This is a genomic window from Pseudomonas sp. S10E 269 (assembly GCF_002798465.1).
Taxonomy (GTDB): Bacteria; Pseudomonadota; Gammaproteobacteria; order Pseudomonadales; family Pseudomonadaceae; genus Aquipseudomonas; species Aquipseudomonas pergaminensis.
The window spans coordinates 1,149,588-1,172,260 of record NZ_PHIJ01000001.1; the positions used below are offsets into that span (position 1 = coordinate 1,149,588).

Below are 22,673 nucleotides of genomic sequence, written 5' to 3' on the forward strand. Positions count from 1 at the left end.
GGGCATTCTCAACGGTAGACGGTCAGCGCCAGGGCGCCGAACAGGCAAACGAACAGGCTCAGGCGCAGCAACGCCGGGTGCCAGAAAAAACGGTACAGGTCGAACCCGGCCAGGAAGCGATCAAGCGCCCAGGCCAACACGGCCGCGATCAGGAACATCAGAGTCATGGTTGGCATGTACACGCCATGGAAGGCGATTTCACGGGGCATGCGGGGATCCTTTAAGGGCGGCCAGCGGCGATTGCGGGTCCAAAAGCGAAGTGCGGATAAAGTGCAGGTAGCTCTTCACCCGACGCAGGGCCGAGGTGTCGAAGTGCGGGGCAAAAGGCTCGTCGGTGGCCTGCACGCGACTGATGGCGTGGTCGACGGCGATCAGGCCGCGCTCCAGGTTGCTCGCGCTGGGTTGCAGGAACAGCCGCACCAGCGAGCGGCCCATCACGCGGATCGCCTGGCGCCACGGCTGGGACTCCGCGTACGCCGGGTGCACCGGCAAAATCGCCTGCTCCTTGCGCAACTCGATGATCGCGTGGCCGACCTCCAGCACCACGAACATCCAGCGCAGCAGGTCGCGTTGCACTTGCGGCTGGCCGACGGCGAGGCCATAGGCCTGGTGCAGCAGGTCGCGGGTACGGCTTTCGAAACTTGAGGCCAGGCCCTTGAGCTTGCCGCTGATCGCGTACACCACTTGCTCGCGCAGGTCCTGCTCCAACCGGCGCCATAGCCAGCGGCTGTTGGGCGGCAAAATGATCGCCCCCGCCGCCGCGCACACCAGCATGCCGATGACCATGGCGATGTAGTCGTTGATGAAGGTGTAAGGGTTGTAGACCGTGAGGTTGTCCGGCACCGAGCCGGTGCTGAAGAAGATCAGCAGCCCCACGCCGACACCCGCGTATTGAGGGCGCGAAGCGAGGAATGCGCCAAAGATGATCACCGGCGCAAGCATCACGCACAACAGCGGGAAACCGTCGATCCAGGGGAACACGAAGAACATTTCGACAAACCCCACCAACGCGCCGATCAACGTGCCGCAGGCCATCTGGAACGCCATGCGCTTGGGGTTGGGCGTGGCGGCGGACAGGCCGACCGTGGCGGCGGCGATCAAGGTCATGGTGGCGCCGCTGGGCCAGGCGGTGGCCACCCAGTAACTGCCGAGCACGATCAGGATGAACGACGCGCGGATGCCCGAGGCGGCGCAGGCCAGCCAGTTGGTCTTAGGGATAAAGGTTTCGTCCCACTGCTCGCGCGCATGGCTGTGATCGGCAAGGGACGCGTGGGTTTGCGCGTAGTTGTGCAGGTCATCGACAAAGCGGTAAAGCAGCTCGTAGGCGGTGTGGAAGTCCAGTTGTTCGGCTTCGGTAGGCTCCCCCTCCTGGAAGGCCGCGCGCAGGCTGCGGACCTTGGCGGGCAAGCCGTCCTTGTAGGCGCTCAATTGCGCCACCAACCTTGCGGCATCAGGGCTGGTGAGCGCGCGAGCGGAGAAACCATCGAGCACTTCGGCAAGGTCTTGCAGGCCGGGCTTGATCGCCGCCACCACATGGTCCGCTTCGTCCGTGCGCAGCCGTTCAAGCAACTGGTGCAAGGCATTGAAGCGCGTGGTGATGCTCATGAACTCGCTGTTGAGGCGGCTGAGCCGGCCGTTGCGTCGACGCATATGTGGGTCTTCGAACACCGTGACACTGCGCAGCCCTTCCAGGCCCACGGCTTCGGCGATAAAGCGCACGTTGCTGGCTTCGAACCCCTCACGCTGGCTGCGCCCGCGCAGGCCATCGGTGACGAACAGCGCGAACACGCCAAAGCGCTGGTACAAGGCGTTGCGCATGGCGGCGCTGGAGGTTTGCGGCAGGATCGCGGCGCTGACCAGGGTGGAACACAGAATCCCCAGGGAAATTTCCAGCACTCGCCACACCGCCGCCATAAAGGCCCCATCCGGATGCGCCAGGGCCGGCAGGCCGACCATCGCCGCCGTGTAGCCGGCCAACACAAAGCCGTAGGCGCGGAAGTTGCGATTGCGCGTCGCGCCCGCCGTGCAGATGCCCACCCAGATCGCCAGCGCGCCGAGAAACAGCTCGGTGTTCTGCGCAAACAAGGCGATCAACAGCACCATCACCGCCGACCCCGCCAGGGTGCCGAGGAAGCGATAGAAGCTCTTGGCAAACACCTGGCCGCTCTGGGGCTGCATCACGATAAACACGGTGATCATTGCCGTGCGCGGTTGCGGCAGCTCCAGGCGCATGGCCAACCACAGCGTGAGGAACGCGGCGACCAGCACCTTGAAGATATACACCCAGGTCACGCCATCACTGCGTGCCCAGTCGAAAAAACCACGGCGCCACTCTAGGGCATATAGCCAGCGCAGCGGTGCAGGCAAGGGCGTCATCAAATCCTACTCAGTGATCGAACGCGGCAAGCGCCGCCGGGGTCTTGCTCGGAAGGGTCTTGGCGTCTTGAGGCACATCGTTGCCGGCTCCGAGGCCGCCGCCCAGGGCCGTGACCAATTCAGCATGGGCACTCAGGCGCGCGGCCTGGACCTGTTGCTCGATCTGCTGCTGATGGAACAGCAACGTCTGCGCATTCAGCACATTGAGGTAGTCGGTAAGGCCGCGCTGGTAGGCGATCATCGCGATGTCGTAGGTCTTCTGCGCCGAGGCCACCGATTGCGCAGCAAAGGAGGCTTGCTTGTCCATGGACTCGCGGCGGATCAACTGGTCGCTGATGCCCTTGAGCGCGTTGACCAGGGTCTGGTTGTACTTGGCGACAGCTATGTCATAACCGGCGCTGGCTTCGCCCAGCTCTGCGCGCAGGCGCCCGCCGTCGAAGATCGGCAAGGTGATCGCAGGACCGACGCTGTAGTTGAATTTCTTTCCGGCCAGGAACTCCAGCATGCCGCCGCCGGTGGCCACGTAGCCGAGGCTGCCGACCAAGTCGACGTTGGGGTAGAAACCGGCGTGGGCCACATCGATGCCACGGGCCTGGGCCGCAACTTGCCAGCGGCTGGCGACCACGTCCGGGCGTTGGCCGAGCAATTGCGCAGGCAGTCGCGACGGCAGTTTCAGGGGCGCGGCGAGGGACAGGGTCGGGCGTTGCAATGTCGCGCCCTCCCCCGGCCCCTTGCCCGCCAGCGCTGCGAGTTGGTTGCGGCTCAGGGCGATCTCTTCGTCCAGGGCGTCCAGTTGGCGATGGGTTTCCGGCAACGGCGTTTCGGCCTGGCTGACATCAAAGTGGGTGCCGATCCCGGCGTTCAGGCGTTTGTTGGCCAGGTCGAGAATCTGCTGCTGTTGCGCCAAGGTGGCCGCGACGATATCGCGATTGGCGTACTGCAACGACAGCTGGATATAGGCGCGCACCACGTTGTTCTGCAATTCGAGCTGGGCCTGGCGCGCTTCGGCGGCGCTCATGTGCGCCAAGTCGACGGCACGTTCGGTGGTGTTGCTTTCGCGGCCCCACAGGTCGAGGGCGTAGCTCAGGCCCAGGGAGGCATTGTTGTCCCAGGTGTTGGCTCCGCTCAGCTCGCCGGGGCCGTAGAACTGATCCTTCGGCCAGTTGTGGCGCTTGAGGGTGGTGTCGCTGTTGATCTGCAACGACTCGGCCGCCTCGGCGATCCCGGCCATGGCCCGTGCTTCACGCACCCGCGCGGCGGCCATGGCCAGGCTCGGGCTGTGTTGGGTAGCGAGGTCGACCCAGCGGTTGAGCTGGGGGTCGCCGTAGGCTTGCCACCATTGCGCGGTGGGCCAGTGGGCGTCTTGGGCGGCGCTCTGGATCGCTTCGTCGGTGGCCAGGTCACTGGCGTTGAGGGACTGGCCTTGGGGCGCGATTCCTCCGGTTCCGATGCAGCCGCTGATTGCTAACGATAAAGCCCAAACACTGAGAGTCTTAAGCTCTCTGCTGATGCGACGCGGCACGGCAAGCGTATTCCTGAGAGGGTGGAGCGGGAAAGGTGGCGCAATTCTAGGCGGCGGCATGAACGACGATAAGCTGGCATTCCTGTGAATCTTTGTTACCGTTCAGGCGATAATCCGTTGGTAGGGATCACTGGACGGCGTAACTTTCTGTCACAATTTGTTATCTCCCCTGAGAACACTCCATGGACACTTTGCAAAATATGCGCGCCTTCAGTTGCGTGGCCGAAGCCGGCAGCTTCACCGCCGCCGCCGTGCAACTGGACACCACCACTGCCAACGTCTCGCGCGCGGTCTCCAACCTTGAGGCCCATCTGCAAACCCGCTTGTTGAACCGAACGACACGACGCATCGCGCTGACCGAAGCTGGCAAACGCTATTTGCTGCGCTGTGAGCAGATCCTCGCCTATGTCGAGGAAGCCGAAGCCGAGGCCAGCGACGCCCATGCACGCCCTGCGGGGCAATTGAAAGTGCACACCATGACCGGTATCGGCCAGCATTTCGTCATCGACGCCATCGCTCGCTATCGCCGTACTCATCCGGACGTCACCTTCGACCTGACCTTGGCCAACCGCGTGCCGGACCTGCTCGACGAGGGCTATGACGTGTCCATCGTGCTGGCCAGCGAGCTGCCGGACTCGGGCTTCGTGTCTCAGCGCCTGGGCATCACCTACAGCATTGCCTGTGCCTCGCCGGACTACGTCAAGGCCAAGGGTTGCGCCCATCGCCCCAATGACCTGCTCAACCATGCCTGCCTGCGCCTGGTCAGCCCGGTGATCCAGCTGGACAAGTGGACCTTCAATGGCCCCGAAGGCCAGGAAAGCGTGGCGATCAATACTTCGCCGTTCCTGGTGAACTCGGCCGATGCGATGAAAACCGCGATCACCAGCGGCATGGGCATCGGGCTGCTACCGGTGTATGCGGCGATCGAAGGTTTGCGCAATGGCACGCTGGTGCGAGTGATGCCCAACTACCGTTCCCAGGAACTGAACCTGTACGCCATCTACCCGTCGCGCCAGTACCTGGATGCGAAGATCAAGACTTGGGTGGAATACTTGCGTGGTTCGCTGCCGGAGATTCTGGCGGCGCACCAGGCGGAACTGGTGGCGTATGAGTTGAGTGGCAGCCTCAGCGGCGCGCGGATGGCTAACTGATATTTATCAGACGATAGAGATTCAGTGTGGGAGCGGGCTTGCTCGCGAATGCGGCGTGTCAGGCGACACATCTGCTGCTGACGCACCGCATTCGCGAGCAAGCTCGCTCCCACATTTTGAACTGTGCCCACTTGATTCCAGTGATCTCCTGACAACCGTAACGAGGAATGTTAGCGTGCTTGGCATTCTTCCGTAGTCGATGAGCCCGCCTGCAATGAAAAAGACTGTCCTCGCTTTCAGCCGCGTCACCCCGGAAATGATCGAACGCCTGCAACAGGACTTCGAAGTGATCGCGCCCAATCCCAAGCTGGGCGATATCAACGCACAGTTCAATGAAGCCTTGCCCCACGCCCACGGTCTGATCGGTGTGGGTCGCAAGCTGGGACGCGAGCAATTGCAAGGCGCGAGCAAGCTGGAAGTGGTGTCCAGCGTGTCGGTGGGCTACGACAACTATGACGTCGCGTACTTCAACGAACGCGGGATCATGCTCACCAATACCCCTGACGTCCTCACCGAAAGCACCGCCGACCTGGCCTTTGCCTTGCTGATGAGCAGCGCGCGTCGTGTGGCCGAGCTGGATGCCTGGACCAAGGCCGGGCAGTGGAAGGCCAGCGTCGGTGCGCCGTTGTTTGGCTGCGATGTGCATGGCAAGACCCTGGGCATCGTCGGCATGGGCAATATCGGCGCGGCCGTGGCCCGGCGTGGGCGGCTGGGTTTCAACATGCCGATCCTGTACAGCGGTAACAGCCGCAAGCCGGCGCTGGAGCAAGAACTGGGCGCGCAATTTCGCAGCCTGGATGAACTGCTCGCCGAGGCGGATTTCGTCTGCCTGGTGGTGCCGTTGAGCGACAAGACCCGTCACCTGATCAGCACCCGCGAGCTGGGGCTGATGAAGTCCAGCGCGATCCTGATCAATATTTCCCGTGGCCCGGTGGTGGACGAACCGGCGCTGGTCGAGGCGCTGCAAAGCCAGCGTATCCGTGGCGCCGGGCTCGATGTGTATGAACAGGAGCCACTTGCCGAGTCGCCGCTGTTCCAGCTCAGCAATGCCGTGACCCTGCCGCACATTGGCTCGGCCACCCATGAAACTCGCGAAGCCATGGCCAACCGCGCCCTGGACAACCTGCGCAGCGCCCTGCTGGGCCAGCGCCCGCAGGACCTGGTGAACCCACAGGTGTGGAAGGGCTGACACCCGCTTATCCTCTGTAAGCACTCGGCTTGCCGGCGATGGCGATCGGGCGGGCTTCATCGCCGGCAAGAACTAGGCGTCCCCCCGGCGCCTACAGTTTTGGGTGTACAGGTCGATAACCTTCCATAGAAGATCGTCATCCCTGATCCACAGAAGGTTTTTATGTCCACCACCAAAGCCCGCGCAGACTCACTCTCGCTTCTGCTCTTTACCTTGCGCAGCGGCAAGCTGATGGCGATCAACCTGCTGAAAGTCAGTGAAATCATCCCGTGCCCGCCGCTGACCAAGCTGCCGGAGTCGCACCCGCACGTCAAAGGCATCGCCACCCTGCGCGGTAACTCGCTGGCGGTGATCGACCTGAGCCGCGCCCTCGGCGAAATGCCCCTGGCCGACCCGGACGGTGGCTGCCTGATCGTCACCGATGTGAGCCGCTCCAAACAGGGTTTGCATGTGCAGGCGGTGAGCAAGATCGTGCATTGCCTGACCACCGACATTCGCCCACCACCCTATGGCTCCGGCGGTAACCGCGCGTTCATCACCGGGGTTACCCAGGTGGAAGGCGGCCTGGTGCAGGTGCTGGATATCGAAAAAGTCATCCACGGCATCGCACCGGCGCCGATCGAAGCGGCGCCGACCGACCTCACCATGGAAGAAGCCGAAGTACTCGGCCACGCACGCATCCTGGTGGTAGACGACAGCCAGGTCGCGCTGCAGCAATCGGTGCACACCCTGCGCAACCTCGGCCTTACCTGCCACACCGCGCGCAGCGCCAAGGAAGCCATCGACGTGCTGCTGGAGTTGCAAGGCACGGCCGAGCAGATCAACGTGGTGGTGTCGGACATCGAGATGTCGGAGATGGACGGCTACGCCCTTACCCGCACCCTGCGCGAAACCCCGGATTTCCAGCACCTCTATGTGTTGCTGCACACCTCGCTGGACAGCGCGATGAACAGCGAAAAAGCCCGGCTGGCCGGCGCCGACGCGGTGCTCACCAAGTTCTCCTCGCCCGAGTTGACCAAGTGCCTGGTGGTGGCCGCGCAAACGGTGGCGCAAAAAGGCCTGTGAGCGAATATTTCCAACTGCTGCGCCGCGACCTTATCGGCAGCCTGCCCGCCCCGCAGTGGCCGGCGGGCACGCAGTTGGATCATTACCGTGACGACCTGGCCCCGGCGATTCACGCCGTATTGCGCCTGACCCAGGACCAGGGTGGCGGTCGCGTTCCCAACCTGGAAACCTGGCAGCAGCAGTTCACCACCAATGCCGAGTTCGACCCCACGCTGTGCCTGGTGGCCAGCAACAACGACGGCATTCTCGCCGTGGCGCAGTGCTGGACCAGCGCGTTTATCAAGAACCTCTCCGTTCACCCCTGCGCCCAGGGCCATGGATTGGGCCGCGCATTGCTATTGCACTGCTTCCACGCCTTCAAGCAACGCGGTGAACCCTATGTGGACCTCAAGGTGTTGGAGAGCAACCTGCGTGCCCGCCAACTGTACGAAAGCGCGGGCATGAGATTTGTCCTGCGCGATGTGGTGCCACGGGACTGACAGGCACTGGCGTGTAACTTGCTTCCAGAGAGCTAAAACGGTGAACAGAGGTAAAAACCCGTCACTGTTCCTGCGTACCCTCTGACCTTGCCTGGTGACAGATCCGCCATGAACACTCAATTTTCCTGCGTCGGTTGTGGTAAATGCTGCTCCGACCACCACGTGCCCCTGACCCTCGAAGAAGCCCGCCTGTGGGCGGCGGACGGCGGCAATGTCATCGTTCTGGTGGAGGGGTTCCTGGGCACTGGCCTGGGCCTGCCGCAGCAGCAACGCGAGCATGCCGAGCGTCGCTCGGTCATCGTGCCCAGCGGCAATACCCAGGCATTTGTGGCAATCACCTTTGCCGCCTACAACGCCGGACGCTGCCGGAATCTTGACGAAGACAACCTGTGCCGCATCTATGAACGGCGCCCGCTGGTGTGCCGCATTTATCCGATGGAGATCAACCCGCATATCCCGCTGAACCCCGCCGCCAAGGATTGCCCGCCGGAGTCCTGGGAACAGGGCCCGGCGCTAATCGTCGGCGGTGAGTTGATGGACCAGGAACTGGCCGAACTGATCCGCCGCTCACGCCAGGCCGACCGTGACGATGTACAGACCAAAGAGGCGGTGTGCGCCCTGCTGGGCATTCGCACCACAGCCCTCAAGGGGGATGGGTTCACCGCTTACCTGCCCGACATGGGCGCATTTGCCCAAGCCATCGAGCTGGCGGTGCAACGACCGTCCGTGGTCAGCGAGTGGGTGTTCCATGTGTCCGGCATGGACATCGCGGAGCAGGTGCTGGATGCCGGGGCGCAGATTGCGACTGAGGTGCCGGCCAACTATGCGTTTATTTCACTGCGCGCCGCCTAGACGCGCAGGTTTGCAGTGGGTCAGAGGCTGGCCATGCACTCGATCTCGATCCGCGCATTCAGCAACAGCTTGCCAGCAAAAGTCGTCCGGGCTGGCAGGCGGTCAGCCTGGAAGTAGCTGGCATAGACGCTGTTCATTTGTGCAAAGTCCTTGAGGTCGGCAAGAATCACCCTGCACTGGGCAACTCTATCCATCCCGATACCCTTGGCCATCAGAACGCCGCGTATGTTCTCGAGAGCCTGCGCCGTTTCTGCACGAATACCGCCAGGTACCAGACGACCGTTTTGATCCAGCCCCAACTTCCCGGAAATGTAGAGGGCCTGACCGACTTGCACCGTTTCCGAGAAGGGCAACCCACCCTCTGCCGGCGTATACGTCATCCTGGCCGGCTCAAGAGGCGCAGCGCCCAGATAACGCTCGGTAATGGCCGCATACTCGCCGCTGTCTTTCATGCGTTGCAGCGCCTCGTTGAGCGCCGCCGTGAGATCAGGATTGGTTTTGCGAGTGGCAATGGCTACGCCGCGGCCCAACATGTCATCGACCACCGTTGGCCCGGCAAAGGCGAACGCAGCACCTTCAGCGGTGTTCAACAGCGCTTCGCTGATTTCGACGGTGTTTTGCAACGTGGCGTCAATTTCACCGGCCTGCAAGCTACGGATCAAATCAGTGTTGAGGCCAAAGCTGCGCACAATCACCCCCTGGGTCCCCCACCGCGTCAAGGCAAAGGCTTCACGGCTGGTTCCCGCCAGCACGCCCACGCGCTTGCCCTTGAGTGCCTGGGCGGTTGGCAGCAGGTTGGAGCCCTTAGGAGCCACCAAACGGCTTTGAAGGGCATAGAGGTCATGGGTGAAGTCGACGAGTTCACGCCGCGCGGCTGTCGCCGTCATGGGCATGATCGCGTCGAACCGGCCAGCCTGGAGCGCCGCGAGGTTGGTCGCATAAGGCTGCTCAACCCACACGCAACGCGCATCAAGCGCTGCACACAGGGCATTCCCCAGTTCTATATTCAGCCCCACGAGCTCACCCTGGGCATTGCGGTATTCAAAGGGCGGCACATCCGCCTCTACACCAAAGCGGATTTCACGCCACGAACTCTCGGGAGCAGGCGCCACAGCACATCCCGCCGCGGACAAAAGGGTCAGAAAAAACGTCACCAGCGCCAGCAGTCGTCTTGAAGTCTTCATAAGCCTGTCCTGTGCAAAAGGTATGGGGCAGACGGGCTCCGTGAGTCATGGCCCGTATGCGCCCGTTGTTCTAACAAGCACTGACCGGTGTTTTAACTTCAACACGTCTGTTTGACTGGTAGGAAAGCTCCTAAATAGCAGTAGCCGTTGAATTGGGTTACCGCTGCTGCCCCCAGAACTCCTGCGCCAACTGGCGTAAATCCTCCGCCAGCGCCGCCACATCGCCTGAACTGAGCTGGCTCTGCTGCCCGGCGCTGACCGTGGCCTCCCCGGCATTGCGAATGCCAACGATATTGCGGTTGATGTCCTCGCTCACCGTGCTCTGCTCTTCCACGGCGGTTGCTATCTGCTGGCTCATGGCGGTGATTTGCGTGACACGCTGACTGATGCCGTCCAGCGCTGCGGCGGCCCGCTGTGCCTGCTGGACGCTGGCTTCGACATGCTCGCTGCTCTGCGCCATCGCTTGCACCGCATCCCGTGCGCCGCCTTGCAGGGTGCTGATCATGCGCTGGATTTCATCGGTCGATTGCTGGGTGCGCTGGGCCAGGCCGCGCACTTCATCGGCCACCACGGCGAAGCCACGCCCCTGCTCACCCGCCCTCGCCGCTTCGATGGCGGCGTTCAGCGCCAGCAGGTTGGTCTGTTCGGCAATCGTGCGGATCACTTCCAGCACGCCGCTGATTTCGCCACTGTGGCTTTCCAACTGGTGAATGACTTCGGTGGCGCGTGCCAACTCCTGGGACAGGCGCAACACGGCATCACGGCTTTCATCCACGCGCTGATGGCCTTCGCGGGTCTCGTTGCCGGCCTGGTCGGCCGCCTTGGACGCCTGCTGGGCATGGTTGGCCATTTCGGCCACGCTGGCGGCCATCTGGTGGATGGCTGCGGCTATCTGGTCGGTCTGAGTCTGTTGGCCGAGGCTGCTGGCGTGGCTGCTGTCCAGGTGCCGCACCAACTGCGCAGCGTGGCCCGACAGCCGCTGGGAGGCGTCGCCGATACGCCCCACCACCGCTCCTACCTGGGCTTCGAGCATTTGGAAGGCGAATTCGATTTGCCCGCACTCGTCCCGGCGCCCGGTGTAGATTGCCTGGCTCAAGGGGTTGTCGGCCACCCGGCGTGCACGCTGCTGCAGGTGGGACAGAGGTCGCAGGATCGCCTGCGCGCCAACCGCACCGACCGCACACCCGGCCACCAGGGCCAGTAACTGCCAGCCCAGCGCGTAATCCGCCAAGCCCAAGCCCAGGGCTCCGGTGACACCGCAGGTGAAGGCGACCCAAGCGAACAGTTTCATGCCCAAGCCAAGCACCGGCCAGGCTGGCCGTTTGCCCGCTCGCAAGCGCGCATAGACCCGCTCTGCTGCAGCGATCCGACGCGCATCCGGCTTGGTACGTACCGATTGGTACTCCACGGCGGCCCCGTCCCGGCTCACGGGCGTGGCATACGCGCTGACCCAGTAATGGTCACCGTTCTTGCAGCGGTTTTTCACCATGCCCATCCACGAACGCCCCGCCTTGAGGGTTCGCCACATATGGGCGAACGCCTCGGACGGCATGTCCGGATGACGCAGGATGTTATGTTTCACGCCGAGCAGCTCATCGCGGTCGTACCCGCTGATGTCGATGAAGTCCTGGTTGGCGTAGGTAATCGCGCTGGTCAGGTCGGTGGTCGAAAGGATGTTAGCGTCGGGGGCAAAGTCCACATTCCGACCGGTGACCGGCAGATTGATCTTCATGGAGAAGCGCGCTCGTAATTGTTGGAGGAGTCGGCAGGGCGTCGACTCTAAGCGCACCGAGGGGGCAAATACTGATCCAGCTCATGTTCCGCGCAATTAATTAGCCATCACGGTAGGTCGAGGCGATAAGGCGCAAGGATCAGCTGGTATTCACCATTGTGCATCAGCTGTTCCAGCGCACGGTTTAGCTCGGTACGCAGCGCGGTGTCAGTCTTGCGTAACGCGATCGCCACACCGTTGCCCAGCAGTTCGTTGGAAACGGCGGGGCCGAGGAAGTCGAAATCCTGGCCGGCAGCCGTGTCGAGCAGGGCCTCACGGATTTCCACGGTGCCCTGCAGCGTCGCATCGATATCGCCTGCCACCAGGCTGCGGACCAGTTCGTCGTTGAGCCAGAAGCTCTTGATGATCACGCCTTTGCGCGCCCATTTCGCATGCGCAAAGGCTTCGCGATTGCTGCCCAGCAACACGCCGACACGCTTGCCCTTGAGCGACCTTGGCGTCGGCATAAGGCCCGAGGTTCGGCGCGCGACCAGGCGCGTGGTGAAGGGGTAGAGGTTTTCGGTGAAACTCACCCAGCGCCGCCGCAAAGATGTCGGGGCTATGCCCATGATTGCATCGAATTGCCGCGCTTCCAGACCTTCGAAGTTTTCAACCAGCACCTGGTCAACCCAGGTACAGCGCACATTCAACTGCTGGCAAAGGGCGTTGCCCAACTCGATATTCAGACCGACCAACTGCCCTTGCGGGTTGCGGCTCTGGAAAGGGGCAAATTGCGCGGCAACGGCGAAGCGGATTTCACGTCGCGGTTGATCAAGGCCTGCGACGGCATCCACCGCCAGTAATAGGGCAAGCGCTACACAGAGATGTATCAGGGGCACAGGAAACGTCCTTTTCCGGAAAGAGCGCCCTCCGCTGCACGCCCGTTAACCAAACCGGGGTGAAGCGGAAGCCGTGCAAGCTTTCAAGAAACGGTCGCAGACCTACAAGCAGAAACATCAACGGAGGCTGTAGGCAATATCCGTCAAATGTTACAGAGGATTAATCTTAACGTTTACCCATGGAACGGCGTGTACCGGGCGGGGCCATACCCGGGCTCTTGGTGTGGCCGTTCTTGGCGCCGTTCTTGTACCAGGGCTGGGCGGCATTCTTGGCTCCGGCCAGTTCACCCGGTTTGAAGGGGAATTTGAACGCCGGGATCTCGGCTTTTTCAACGCCTTCGGCGCTGGCCGGATCGACGAGGTCGTCCGCTTCAACAGGGGGTTGTGTCGGGGAAGTCATAAGGGCTCCAGCGCGGGTATTGGTGTAAAAGCGCGAGTATAGCGGGGCCGGAGGGCCAAGCGGTAAGCTTCAAGCGGTAAGTTTAAAGCACTAGCTGTCATGGCTGTCAGTTTGACGTCACGATCCTGACCGGGTCGCCGCGCTATAAAGCTTTTATCCAAATCTCAACTTGCAGCTTGCAGCTTGAAACTTGCAACTGCGCCTCTGGTGTCCGTCGATGCACATTCAACGAAAAACCGCCCTGATCGTGGGGGTCCTCGTGGTGTTGGCCGTTGCAACCTGGGCACTGACCCGACCGGCCAAGTCCAAACTGGCGGCACCCACCGCTATTCCCGTGCGGGTGGTGAGCGTGGCGCAGCAGGACATTCCGCGCTTTGTCAGCGGGATTGGCTCGGTGCTGTCACTGCACAGTGTGGTGATTCGCCCGCAAGTGGACGGCATCCTGACTAAATTGCTGGTCAAGGAAGGCCAGTTGGTCAAGGCCGGTGACCTGCTGGCGACCATCGATGACCGCTCGATCCGTGCCAGCCTGGACCAGGCCAAGGCCCAACTGGGCGAAAGCCAGGCGCAGTTGCAGGTAGCGCTGGTCAACCTCAAGCGCTACAAGGAGTTGAGTGTCGACGACGGCGTGTCCAAGCAGACTTATGACCAGCAACAAGCCCTGGTCAACCAGCTCAAGGCCACTGCCCAAGGCAACCAGGCCGCAATCGATTCAGCTCAGGTACAACTTTCCTACACTCAGATTCGCTCGCCGGTCAGCGGACGCGTCGGTATTCGCACCGTGGATGAAGGCAACTTCTTGCGCACCGCCGATACCCAGGGCCTGTTTTCCGTGACCCAGATCGACCCGATTGCCGTCGAGTTCTCCCTGCCGCAACAAATGCTGCCCACCTTGCAGGGCCTGATCGCGGCGCCCACAAAAGCCAGCGTCGATGCCTACCTGGGCGCCGACACCGATGGCCAGACCGGCGACTTGCTTGGCGAGGGTCACCTGAGCCTGATCGACAACCAGATCAGCTCCACCACCGGCACCCTGCGCGCCAAGGCCGAATTCAACAACGCCTCGCAGCGCCTGTGGCCGGGGCAACTGGTGACCATCAAGATCCAGACCGCCCTCGACAAAAACGCCTTGGTGGTGCCGCCGACCGTGGTGCAGCGCGGCCTGGATTCGCACTTCGTGTACCGGGTCAACGGTGACAAGGTCGACGTGGTGCCGGTGCAAGTCACCTACCAGAACAGCGACGTGAACATCATCAAGGGCGTACAGGCCGGGGATGTGCTGGTCAGCGACGGCCAGTCACGGCTCAAGGCGGGTGCGCAGGTGGAAATACTCAAGGAGCCGCCGCAAGTCATTCAGACCGTTGATGCCAAGGTGCAGCCATGAGTCGTTCGCCGTCAGCCTGGTGCGTCGACCACCCGGTCGCGACCCTGCTGCTGACCTTTGCCCTGGTGCTGCTCGGGCTGATTGCCTTCCCGCGCCTGGCGATCGCCCCACTGCCGGAAGCGGAATTTCCGACGATCCAGGTGACTGCCACGCTGCCCGGCGCCAGTCCGGACACCATGGCGTCATCCGTGGCCACGCCGCTGGAGGTGCAATTCAGCGCCATCCCTGGCATGACCCAGATGACCTCCAGCAGCGCCCTGGGCTCCAGCCTGTTGACCCTGCAATTCACCCTGACCAAAAGCATCGACACCGCCGCGCAGGAAGTGCAGGCGGCGATCAACACCGCGTCCGGCAAGCTGCCCAGCGACATGCCGAGCCTGCCGACCTGGAAGAAGGTCAACCCGGCGGACAGCCCAGTGCTGATCCTCAGCGTCAGCTCCAACAGCATGCCCAGCACCGAGTTGAGCGACTACGTGGAAACCCTGCTGGCCCGGCAGATCAGCCAGATCGACGGGGTTGGCCAGATCAACATCACCGGCCAGCAGCGCCCGGCGATCCGGGTACAAGCGTCCCCGGACAAACTCGCCGCCATCGGCCTGACCCTGGCCGATATCCGCCTGGCCATCCAGCAATCGAGCCTCAACCTGGCCAAGGGTGCGATCTACGGCGAGAACAGTGTGTCGACCCTGTCGACCAACGACCAGTTGTTCCACCCGGAGGACTACGCGCAGTTGATCGTGTCCTACAAGGACGGCGCACCGGTTCAACTGCGTGATATCGCCAAAGTCATCAACGGTTCGGAAAACGCCTACGTGCAGGCCTGGTCCGGCGACACCCCAGGGGTCAACCTGGTGATCTCGCGCCAGCCCGGCGCGAATATCGTCGAGACCGTCGACCGCATTCAAGCCGAGCTGCCGCGCCTGCAGGCGATGCTGCCGGCGTCGGTGCAGGTCAGCGTGTTGACCGACCGTACCAAGACCATCCGCGCGTCGCTGCATGAGGTGGAAGTGACGCTGCTGATCGCCATCCTGCTGGTGGTGGCGGTGATGGCGCTGTTCCTGCGGCAGTTGTCGGCGACGATGATTGTGTCCAGCGTGCTGGGTGTGTCGCTGGTCGCCAGCTTTGCGTTGATGTACCTGATGGGTTTCAGCCTGAACAACCTGACGCTGGTGGCGATCGTCATCGCGGTGGGCTTTGTGGTGGACGATGCCATCGTGGTGGTCGAGAACATTCACCGCCACCTGGAAGCTGGGCTCGACAAGCGCGAAGCGGCGATCAAAGGCGCCGGGGAGATCGGCTTCACGGTGGTGTCCATCAGCTTCTCGCTGGTGGCGGCGTTTATTCCGCTGCTGTTCATGGGGGGCGTGGTTGGGCGTTTGTTCAAGGAGTTTGCCTTGACGGCGACCTCGACCATTCTGATCTCGGTGGTGGTTTCGCTGACCTTGGCGCCGACCCTGGCCGCGCTGTTCATGCGCGCGCCCAGCCACCCTGCGCACGACAAACCGGGCTTCAGCGAACGGCTGCTGGCCGGCTATGCGCGCAACCTGCGCCGTGCCCTGGCCCATCAACGCACGATGGCGGCAATCTTCGTCGTGACGTTGGCCCTGGCCGTGGTCGGCTACGTGTTCATCCCCAAGGGCTTCTTCCCGGTGCAAGACACCGGTTTTGTACTCGGCACCAGCGAAGCGGCGGCCGACGTGTCCTACCCGGACATGGTGGCCAAGCACAAGGCCCTGGCCGAAATCGTCAAGGCCGACCCGGCAGTGGAAGCGTTTTCGCATTCGGTCGGTGTGACCGGCAGCAACCAGACCATTGCCAACGGCCGCTTCTGGATCGCCTTGAAGGACCGCGGCGACCGTGACGTGTCCGCCAGCCAGTTCATCGATCGCATCCGCCCGAAACTGGCCAAGGTGCCGGGTATCGTGTTGTACCTGCGCGCCGGGCAAGACATCAACCTGAGTTCCGGCCCAAGCCGTGCTCAGTACCAATACGTGCTCAAGAGCAACGACGGCCCGACGCTCAACACCTGGACCCAGCGCCTCACCGAAAAACTGCGCGCCAACCCGGCGTTTCGCGACCTGTCCAACGACCTGCAACTGGGCGGCAGCATCACCCACATCAGCATCGACCGCCAGGCCGCCGCGCGCTTTGGCCTCACCGCCACCGATGTGGATCAGGCGCTGTACGACGCGTTCGGCCAGCGCCAGATCAACGAATTCCAGACCGAGATCAACCAGTACCAAGTGGTGCTGGAATTGGATACCCAGCAACGCGGCAAAGCCGAAAGCCTCAACTACTTTTACCTGCGCTCGCCGCTGACAAACGAGATGGTGCCGCTGTCGGCGCTGGCCAAGGTAGACCCGCCTACCGTGGGGCCACTTTCGATCAGCCATGACGGCATGTTCCCGGCCGCCAACCTGTCGTTCAACCTGGCACCGGGCGTGGCCTTGGGCGATGCAGTGATCATGCTCAACCAGGCCAAGAATGAAATCGGCATGCCGACCACCATCATCGGCAACTTTCAGGGCGCGGCCCAGGCATTCCAGAGTTCGCTGGCCAGCCAACCGTGGCTGATCCTGGCGGCGCTGGTGGCGGTGTATATCATCCTCGGCGTGCTGTACGAGAGCTTCGTGCACCCGCTGACGATCATTTCGACCTTGCCCTCGGCAGGGTTGGGCGCGCTGATCATGCTGTCACTGATGGGGCAGGACTTTTCGATCATGGCGCTGATCGGCCTGGTGCTGTTGATCGGCATCGTGAAGAAGAACGGCATCCTGATGATCGACTTTGCCCTGGAGGCTCAGCGCGTCAGGGGCCTGTCGCCGGAAGATGCGATCTATGAAGCCTGCGTCACGCGGTTCCGGCCGATCATCATGACCACCCTCGCCGCCCTGCTCGGCGCGGTGCCGCTGATGCTCGGCGCCGGCCCTGGTGCGGAAATGCGCCAGCCGCTGGGTATCGCAGTGGTTGGCGGGTTGCTGGTGAGCCAGGCGCTGACGCTGTTCACCACACCAGTCATATACTTGTACCTTGAGAAGTTTTTCCACCGGCCCACACCAACGCCTGCGTTGGCGACCACAGACTGAGGCCCGGCCCTGGAGCCAAAAGACTCATGCGCGTACTGATTATTGAAGATGAAGAAAAAACCGCCGACTACCTGCACCGTGGCCTGACGGAGCAAGGCTACACCGTCGACGTGGCACGCGAAGGCGTCGAGGGTTTGCACCTGGCGCTGGAGAACGACTACGCGGTCATCGTGCTCGACGTGATGCTGCCTGGCCTCGATGGCTTTGGCGTGCTGCGTGCCCTGCGCGCGCGCAAGCAGACGCCGGTGATCATGCTCACGGCCCGCGAGCGCGTGGAAGACCGCATTCGCGGCCTGCGCGAAGGCGCCGACGATTACCTGGGCAAACCGTTTTCCTTCCTGGAACTGGTGGCACGCCTGCAAGCCCTGACCCGCCGCAGCGGTGGTCATGAACCCGTGCAGGTGACGGTCGCCGACCTGTGGATCGACCTGATCAGCCGCAAGGCCAGTCGCAATGGCTTGCGCCTGGACCTGACCGCCAAGGAATTCTCGCTGCTCAGCGTGTTGGCGCGGCGCCAGGGTGAGATCCTGTCCAAGACCGCGATTGCGGAGATGGTCTGGGACATCAATTTCGACAGCGACGCCAACGTGGTGGAAGTCGCGATCAAGCGCCTGCGCGCCAAGCTCGACGGGCCGTTCGAACAAAAGCTGCTGCACACCATCCGTGGCATGGGGTATGTGCTGGAGAGCCGAAGTGTCAGCTAACTCCATCGCCCTGCGCCTGAGCGGCATGTTCACCCTGGTGGCGCTGCTGATCTTCGTATTGATCGGTGGTGCGCTTTATCAGCAAGTGGACCGGGGGCTGGGCTTGTTGCCAGGCGCCGAGCTGGATGCGCGTTACAGCGTGCTCGAATCTTCGGTGAACCGCTTCGGCACGCCGGACCATTGGGTGAAGATCAAGGCCAAGCTCAAGCTGCTGGGTGAGGAAGACAAACGCATTCGTTTCTGGGTGGTGAGCAGCGATCCGAATTATGAATATGGCGAGCCGGACGCGCAGATCCGCGCGTTTGCCGAAGGGCCTACCGGCAAGCGCGACTTGCGCCTGCCGGGCCACCATCACCCATTCAAAGTGCTGGTGAGCCAGTTCCCGGCCAAGGAGCAGCGTCCGCCCCTGCGCTTCATGATTGCCATCGACACCGAGAACTTCCGTGCAACCCAGCATCATTTGCTGGTGGCGTTGATCAGCCTCGCATTTGTCGGTGTGGTCCTGGCGGCGCTGTTGGGGTTCTGGGTTTCACGCATCGGCCTGAAGCCGCTGGGCAAGCTGTCGGACGAGGCGCAAAAGCTCGCGCCACCAAAACTCTCCGGGCGCCTTGAACTGTCGCCGCTGCCGCCGGAGCTGAGCCAGTTCGTCAATTCGTTCAACTCCACCCTCGACCGCGTCGAGCAGGCCTATTCACGCCTGGAATCGTTCAACGCCGACGTCGCCCACGAACTGCGCTCGCCCCTGACCAACCTGATCGGCCAGACCCAAGTGGCGCTGACCCGAGGGCGTTCGGCCGAGCATTATTTCGAGGTGCTGCAATCGAACCTTGAAGAGCTGGAGCGCCTACGTTCGATCATCAATGACATGCTGTTCCTAGCCAGCGCCGACCAGGGCAGCAAGGCCACCAAGTTGATCGAAAGCTCCCTGGCCGACGAAGTAGCCACCACCCTCGACTACCTGGACTTCATTCTTGAAGACGCCCAGGTCAAGGTACAGGTAAAGGGCGATGCCACGGTGCAGATCGAAAAAGCCCACCTGCGCCGTGCGCTGATCAACCTGCTGAGCAACGCGGTGCAGCACACCGCGCCTGGGCAGGTGATCGTGGTGAATATCGAGGTGCAAGAACATCAGGTGGCGATCGGCGTCACCAACCCCGGCGACGTCATTGCCAGCGAACACTTGCCACGTCTGTTCGAACGGTTTTATCGGGTGGATGCGTCACGCAGCAACAGCGGCGCCAACCATGGCCTGGGGCTGGCCATTGTCAAGGCGATTGCGCTGATGCACGGCGGTGATGTGTTCGTGCGCAGTGAGGGCGGCGGCAATACCTTTGGCATCACTTTGCCCGTCTGACACTGCCGGCGATGGCGGTGTTCGGGTCGACGTGTGCATGACTGAGCCACCGCTATCGCCGGCAAGCCGGCTCCTACAGGGACGGTGATGGGTTTGTTGCGATTTGGGCAACAGTCATTATCTTGTTACACTCTGTATCGTACCGCTCGCCTGCGTTAATTTGACGCATCGATGAGCGCGACGGCAAAGGCAGCCTCCCGCTTACCCGAATTTCCCTCGACTTATTTCCAGGGCTCTACACTGGGAATCTGTCTTAAAGCCGCTGACTTCAGCGGCTTTTTTTTGCCGTAAAAAAAGGCCAGGCACCCCCACGACATTGGCCGTTTTCCGATTGACCAAAGGAGCTACACCGGTGAAGAACTCGCTGACGTTCACCCCGTTATTTCTCGCAATAGCAGCAACGATCACCCCTCTTGCCCATGCGGCAGACACCACCCCCGCCGACGGTTTCGTCGAAGGCGCCCACCTCAATATCAACACCCGCAACTACTACATGAACCGCGACCGTCGCGACATCCACACCGATGACAGTAAGGAATGGGGCCAGGGTTTCATCGGCACCTTCGAATCCGGCTACACCCAGGGCACCGTCGGCTTCGGCCTGGACGCCCATGCCATGCTCGGTCTGAAGCTGGACGGCGGTGGCGGTACGGACGGTTCCAGCATCCTTCCGTACGGCAGTGGCAACGGTAAGGCGCCCGGCTCGTTCTCGACGGCGGGTGGCGCCTTGAAAATGCGCGCGTTCGATACCGAGTTGAGGGCCGGCGACCTGTTCCTCAATAACCCGGTGATCGCCGGCGGCGCAACCCGCATGCTGCCGCAGACCTTCCGTGGCGTGAGCCTGACCAACCACAGCCTCGACGGCTGGATGTTCGAAGGTGGCCAGGCCAGCTTCACCAAGCTCTACAACCAGAGCGGCCACCGCCGCATCGGCACCAGCTACGGTGCGCTGCCCAGCAATACCGATAGCCAGCACATGAACTGGGCCGGCGTGTCGTTCAGCGGCATCGACGGGCTGACCAGCAACCTCTACGCCTCCGAACTCAAGGACGTGTGGAACCAGTACTACTACGACCTGGATTACACCTATGTGGTGAACGAGATGATCAGTCTCAACCCTGGTCTGCACTACTACCATACCCAGGACACCGGGCAGTCGCTGCTGGGGGATATCGACAACAACACCTACAGCCTGCACTTCACCGTGGACGTCGGCCATCACAGCGTCACGGCCGCGTACCAGCGGGTCAACGGCAACACACCGTTCGACTACATCGCCCAGGGCGACAGCGTGTACCTGGACAACTCCCAGCAGTACTCCGACTTCAACGGCCCCAATGAGCGCTCGTGGAAACTCAAGTACGCCTATAACTTCGGCGGCCTGGGCCTGCCCGGCCTGACCTCGGCCGTGTCCTATATCAGCGGCAAGACCGACCTGACCAAGGTCGACCCGCAAAGCCGTGGCTATAGCACGTGGTACAGCGCCGACGGTAAAGACGCCAAGCATTGGGAACGGGACATCGACCTGAAATACGTCGTGCAGGACGGCAAGGCCAAGGACTTGGCGGTGCGCCTGCAATGGGCGGTCAACCGTGGCAGCAATGGTTACTCGGCGGTGGATCGGGATGTGGATGAATACCGGGTGATCGTCGACTACCCGATCAACGTGTTCTGACAGACGTCTTTTTCTTTTTAACCAAGCATTTAATTTTCATCGGGTAGAACTAAACTGCCAGCATCCTCACCGCTGAAGTCTGCCCGATGAGTCCACGCCCTGTTCGTACCTCACCCGCACATCCTGAGTTGTTACTGATGCTGGGCAGCGGGCTCAGCGTTGCCCTGATTGTGATCATTGTCGCGGTGCTGTTGATTCGCGAACACGCCAGCACGCTTGAGGCGGCCAAGCGATCGACCACCAATATCGCCCAACTGATCAACGCCGACGTGTTGCGTAACGTCGAGTTGTATGACCTGTCGCTCAACGGGCTGATTGCGGCCACGCAACGTGAAGACCTGTCCGGGGTTGCTGCCAATATCCAGCACTTGGTGCAGTTTGATTTATCCACGGCGGCGCCTTTCAAGGGCGAGGTCTTGCTGCTGGATGCCAACGGCACGGTAATCGCCGACTCCTCCACACTGCGGCCCACGCCACGTAATTTTGCCAGCCGCGATTATTTCCAGGTGCATGCCAAGGACGCCAACGCGGGCCTGTTTATCAGTCGACCCTTCAAGATCCATTGCGACTGCGACCAGGTCTGGCGCATGGCATTCAGTCGACGTGTGTCGGGCCCCAAGGGAGAGTTTCTCGGCGTAGCGGTCGCGACCATGCGCCTGGCGTATTTCGACCAGCTGTTCAACACCCTGACCATCGGCAATGGCAGCAGCGTCAACCTGCTGAACAACAACGGCATTCTCCTGGCCCAGCAGCCGCTGCTCGAACGCGACATGATCGACAAGGACCTGAGTGACCGGCCTAATTTCAAGCGAATACTGCGCGACGGAAGCGGCAGCTTTCAGGCGATCTCTGCCATCAGTGGTAAAGAGCGCCTGTATACCTTTACCAATGTCGGTGCCCTGCCATTGATCGTGGTAGTAGCGTTGTCCAGCGAGGACGTATTCGCACCCTGGAGACGCGCGGCACTGCTGACCAGTGGTGCCACCGGGGTGCTCTGCGCCGGTTTGTTGTGGCTGACCTGGTTGCTACGCCGGGAACTGCGAAGGCGGCGTCGCGCTGAACGAGTACTGTCAGAACTGGCAGCCACCGATGCATTGACCGGCCTGGCCAACCGGCGCGTTCTGGATGAACGCCTGCGCCTTGAGTGGGAGCGCGCTCAGCGCTCCACCGAGCCGCTGACGGTGCTGATGATTGACGTGGACCACTTCAAGGCCTTCAACGACCGCCACGGCCATCACGGTGGCGACGACGCGTTGCGCAGCGTGGCCCAGGTGATCGGCAGCAACATCCGCCGACCGGCCGACCTGGCCGCACGTTATGGCGGCGAAGAGTTCGCGGTGGTGTTGCCGGTGACCGACGCCAAGGGCGCCTGGGTGATCGCCGAGCACATCCGCAGCGCCATCGAGTACTTGCCGAGGGTTGGAGGTGATGAGCAGCCGATTACCGTGAGCATTGGCATGAGTACTTGGGACAAGCGTAGCCGTCAGTCGCTGGAGGCGTTGTTGCTAAGTGCGGATCAGGCGCTCTATGAAGCCAAGCACACCGGGCGCAACCGTATCGTGGATGCTTCGGTCCTTTAATGAACACGGCGTTTCTGCGGTGAGCGGGCTTAAGGTTGTGAACAGGCTTGGTGTGGTGAGCA

18 protein-coding genes and 1 pseudogene are annotated in these 22,673 nt (G+C 62.1%); 11 read left to right on the forward strand and 8 right to left on the reverse strand.

Translation table 11 applies throughout. The features are described 5' to 3' along the window. Positions 1-8: 8 nt before the first annotated feature. Genes CWC48_RS05420 through CWC48_RS05430 form a run of 3 tightly spaced genes read right to left on the reverse strand, consistent with a single transcriptional unit; the run spans position 9 to position 3,898 of the window. Positions 9-209: a DUF1656 domain-containing protein gene (locus tag CWC48_RS05420; RefSeq protein WP_012722318.1), complete on the reverse strand. Its 201-nt coding sequence runs from the start codon at positions 207-209 to the stop codon at positions 9-11. Next, positions 199-2,376, reverse strand: a complete 2,178-nt coding sequence (locus CWC48_RS05425; RefSeq protein WP_100491458.1) for an FUSC family protein — start codon at positions 2,374-2,376, stop codon at positions 199-201. The genes CWC48_RS05420 and CWC48_RS05425 overlap by 11 nt, the downstream gene beginning before the upstream one ends. 10 nt (positions 2,377-2,386) lie before the next feature. Then, positions 2,387-3,898: an efflux transporter outer membrane subunit gene (locus CWC48_RS05430; protein ID WP_100491459.1), complete on the reverse strand. Its 1,512-nt coding sequence runs from the start codon at positions 3,896-3,898 to the stop codon at positions 2,387-2,389. Between the two features lie 182 nt (positions 3,899-4,080). On the opposite strand from CWC48_RS05430, the gene CWC48_RS05435 reads away from it, so the two are divergent. The 5 genes from CWC48_RS05435 to CWC48_RS05455 all read left to right on the forward strand — a co-directional run bounded on the left by CWC48_RS05435 (position 4,081) and on the right by CWC48_RS05455 (position 8,634). After that, the gene (locus CWC48_RS05435; protein WP_078046977.1) at positions 4,081-5,049 is read left to right on the forward strand and encodes a LysR family transcriptional regulator; all 969 of its coding nucleotides are present in this window, start codon (positions 4,081-4,083) and stop codon (positions 5,047-5,049) included. 214 nt (positions 5,050-5,263) lie between these two features. Then, a complete protein-coding gene (locus tag CWC48_RS05440) occupies positions 5,264-6,238 on the forward strand; it encodes a D-glycerate dehydrogenase (protein ID WP_099494078.1) in 975 nt (324 codons plus the stop codon). 162 nt (positions 6,239-6,400) lie between these two features. After that, a complete protein-coding gene (locus tag CWC48_RS05445) occupies positions 6,401-7,303 on the forward strand; it encodes a chemotaxis protein CheV (protein WP_078046975.1) in 903 nt (300 codons plus the stop codon). After that, positions 7,300-7,782: an N-acetyltransferase gene (locus CWC48_RS05450; protein ID WP_100491460.1), complete on the forward strand. Its 483-nt coding sequence runs from the start codon at positions 7,300-7,302 to the stop codon at positions 7,780-7,782. The genes CWC48_RS05445 and CWC48_RS05450 overlap by 4 nt, the downstream gene beginning before the upstream one ends. 108 nt (positions 7,783-7,890) lie before the next feature. After that, complete coding sequence (locus tag CWC48_RS05455) at positions 7,891-8,634, forward strand: YkgJ family cysteine cluster protein (RefSeq protein WP_100491461.1); 744 nt, start codon at positions 7,891-7,893, stop codon at positions 8,632-8,634. A 20-nt stretch (positions 8,635-8,654) separates the two neighbouring features. Here CWC48_RS05455 and CWC48_RS05460 read toward each other — a convergent pair whose 3' ends face one another. The 5 genes and pseudogenes from CWC48_RS05460 to CWC48_RS05475 form a co-directional block, all read right to left on the reverse strand. Beyond that, positions 8,655-9,818 (reverse strand): transporter substrate-binding domain-containing protein, encoded by a 1,164-nt coding sequence (locus CWC48_RS05460; protein WP_100491462.1) that lies wholly within the window; start codon positions 9,816-9,818, stop codon positions 8,655-8,657. A 157-nt stretch (positions 9,819-9,975) separates the two neighbouring features. Then, a complete protein-coding gene (locus tag CWC48_RS05465) occupies positions 9,976-11,049 on the reverse strand; it encodes a methyl-accepting chemotaxis protein (RefSeq protein WP_371857066.1) in 1,074 nt (357 codons plus the stop codon). A 219-nt stretch (positions 11,050-11,268) separates the two neighbouring features. Further along, positions 11,269-11,550, reverse strand: a pseudogene (locus CWC48_RS30775) (PAS domain-containing protein); the annotation flags it as partial. Positions 11,551-11,657: 107 nt separating this feature from the next. Then, on the reverse strand, positions 11,658-12,428 hold the full coding sequence (locus CWC48_RS05470; RefSeq protein WP_100491464.1) for a transporter substrate-binding domain-containing protein: 771 nt from the start codon (positions 12,426-12,428) through the stop codon (positions 11,658-11,660). A 166-nt stretch (positions 12,429-12,594) separates the two neighbouring features. Next, the gene (locus CWC48_RS05475) at positions 12,595-12,828 is read right to left on the reverse strand and encodes a hypothetical protein (protein ID WP_099494074.1); all 234 of its coding nucleotides are present in this window, start codon (positions 12,826-12,828) and stop codon (positions 12,595-12,597) included. Positions 12,829-13,045: 217 nt separating this feature from the next. On the opposite strand from CWC48_RS05475, the gene CWC48_RS05480 reads away from it, so the two are divergent. The 6 genes from CWC48_RS05480 (at position 13,046) to CWC48_RS05505 (ending at position 22,611) form a co-directional block, all read left to right on the forward strand. Next, a complete protein-coding gene (locus CWC48_RS05480) occupies positions 13,046-14,212 on the forward strand; it encodes an efflux RND transporter periplasmic adaptor subunit (protein WP_078046968.1) in 1,167 nt (388 codons plus the stop codon). Continuing rightward, positions 14,209-17,298, forward strand: a complete 3,090-nt coding sequence (locus CWC48_RS05485; protein ID WP_078046967.1) for a multidrug efflux RND transporter permease subunit — start codon at positions 14,209-14,211, stop codon at positions 17,296-17,298. Before CWC48_RS05480 ends, CWC48_RS05485 begins: the two co-directional genes overlap by 4 nt. A gap of 26 nt (positions 17,299-17,324) precedes the next feature. Next, complete coding sequence (locus CWC48_RS05490; RefSeq protein WP_078046966.1) at positions 17,325-18,002, forward strand: heavy metal response regulator transcription factor; 678 nt, start codon at positions 17,325-17,327, stop codon at positions 18,000-18,002. Further along, positions 17,992-19,356: a heavy metal sensor histidine kinase gene (locus tag CWC48_RS05495; protein WP_100491465.1), complete on the forward strand. Its 1,365-nt coding sequence runs from the start codon at positions 17,992-17,994 to the stop codon at positions 19,354-19,356. The genes CWC48_RS05490 and CWC48_RS05495 overlap by 11 nt, the downstream gene beginning before the upstream one ends. A gap of 352 nt (positions 19,357-19,708) precedes the next feature. Continuing rightward, complete coding sequence (locus CWC48_RS05500) at positions 19,709-21,031, forward strand: OprD family porin (RefSeq protein WP_100491466.1); 1,323 nt, start codon at positions 19,709-19,711, stop codon at positions 21,029-21,031. A gap of 86 nt (positions 21,032-21,117) precedes the next feature. Beyond that, positions 21,118-22,611 carry a sensor domain-containing diguanylate cyclase gene (locus CWC48_RS05505; protein ID WP_100491467.1) on the forward strand — a complete coding sequence of 498 codons (1,494 nt, stop codon included), beginning with the start codon at positions 21,118-21,120 and terminating at the stop codon, positions 22,609-22,611. Positions 22,612-22,673 lie beyond the last annotated feature (62 nt).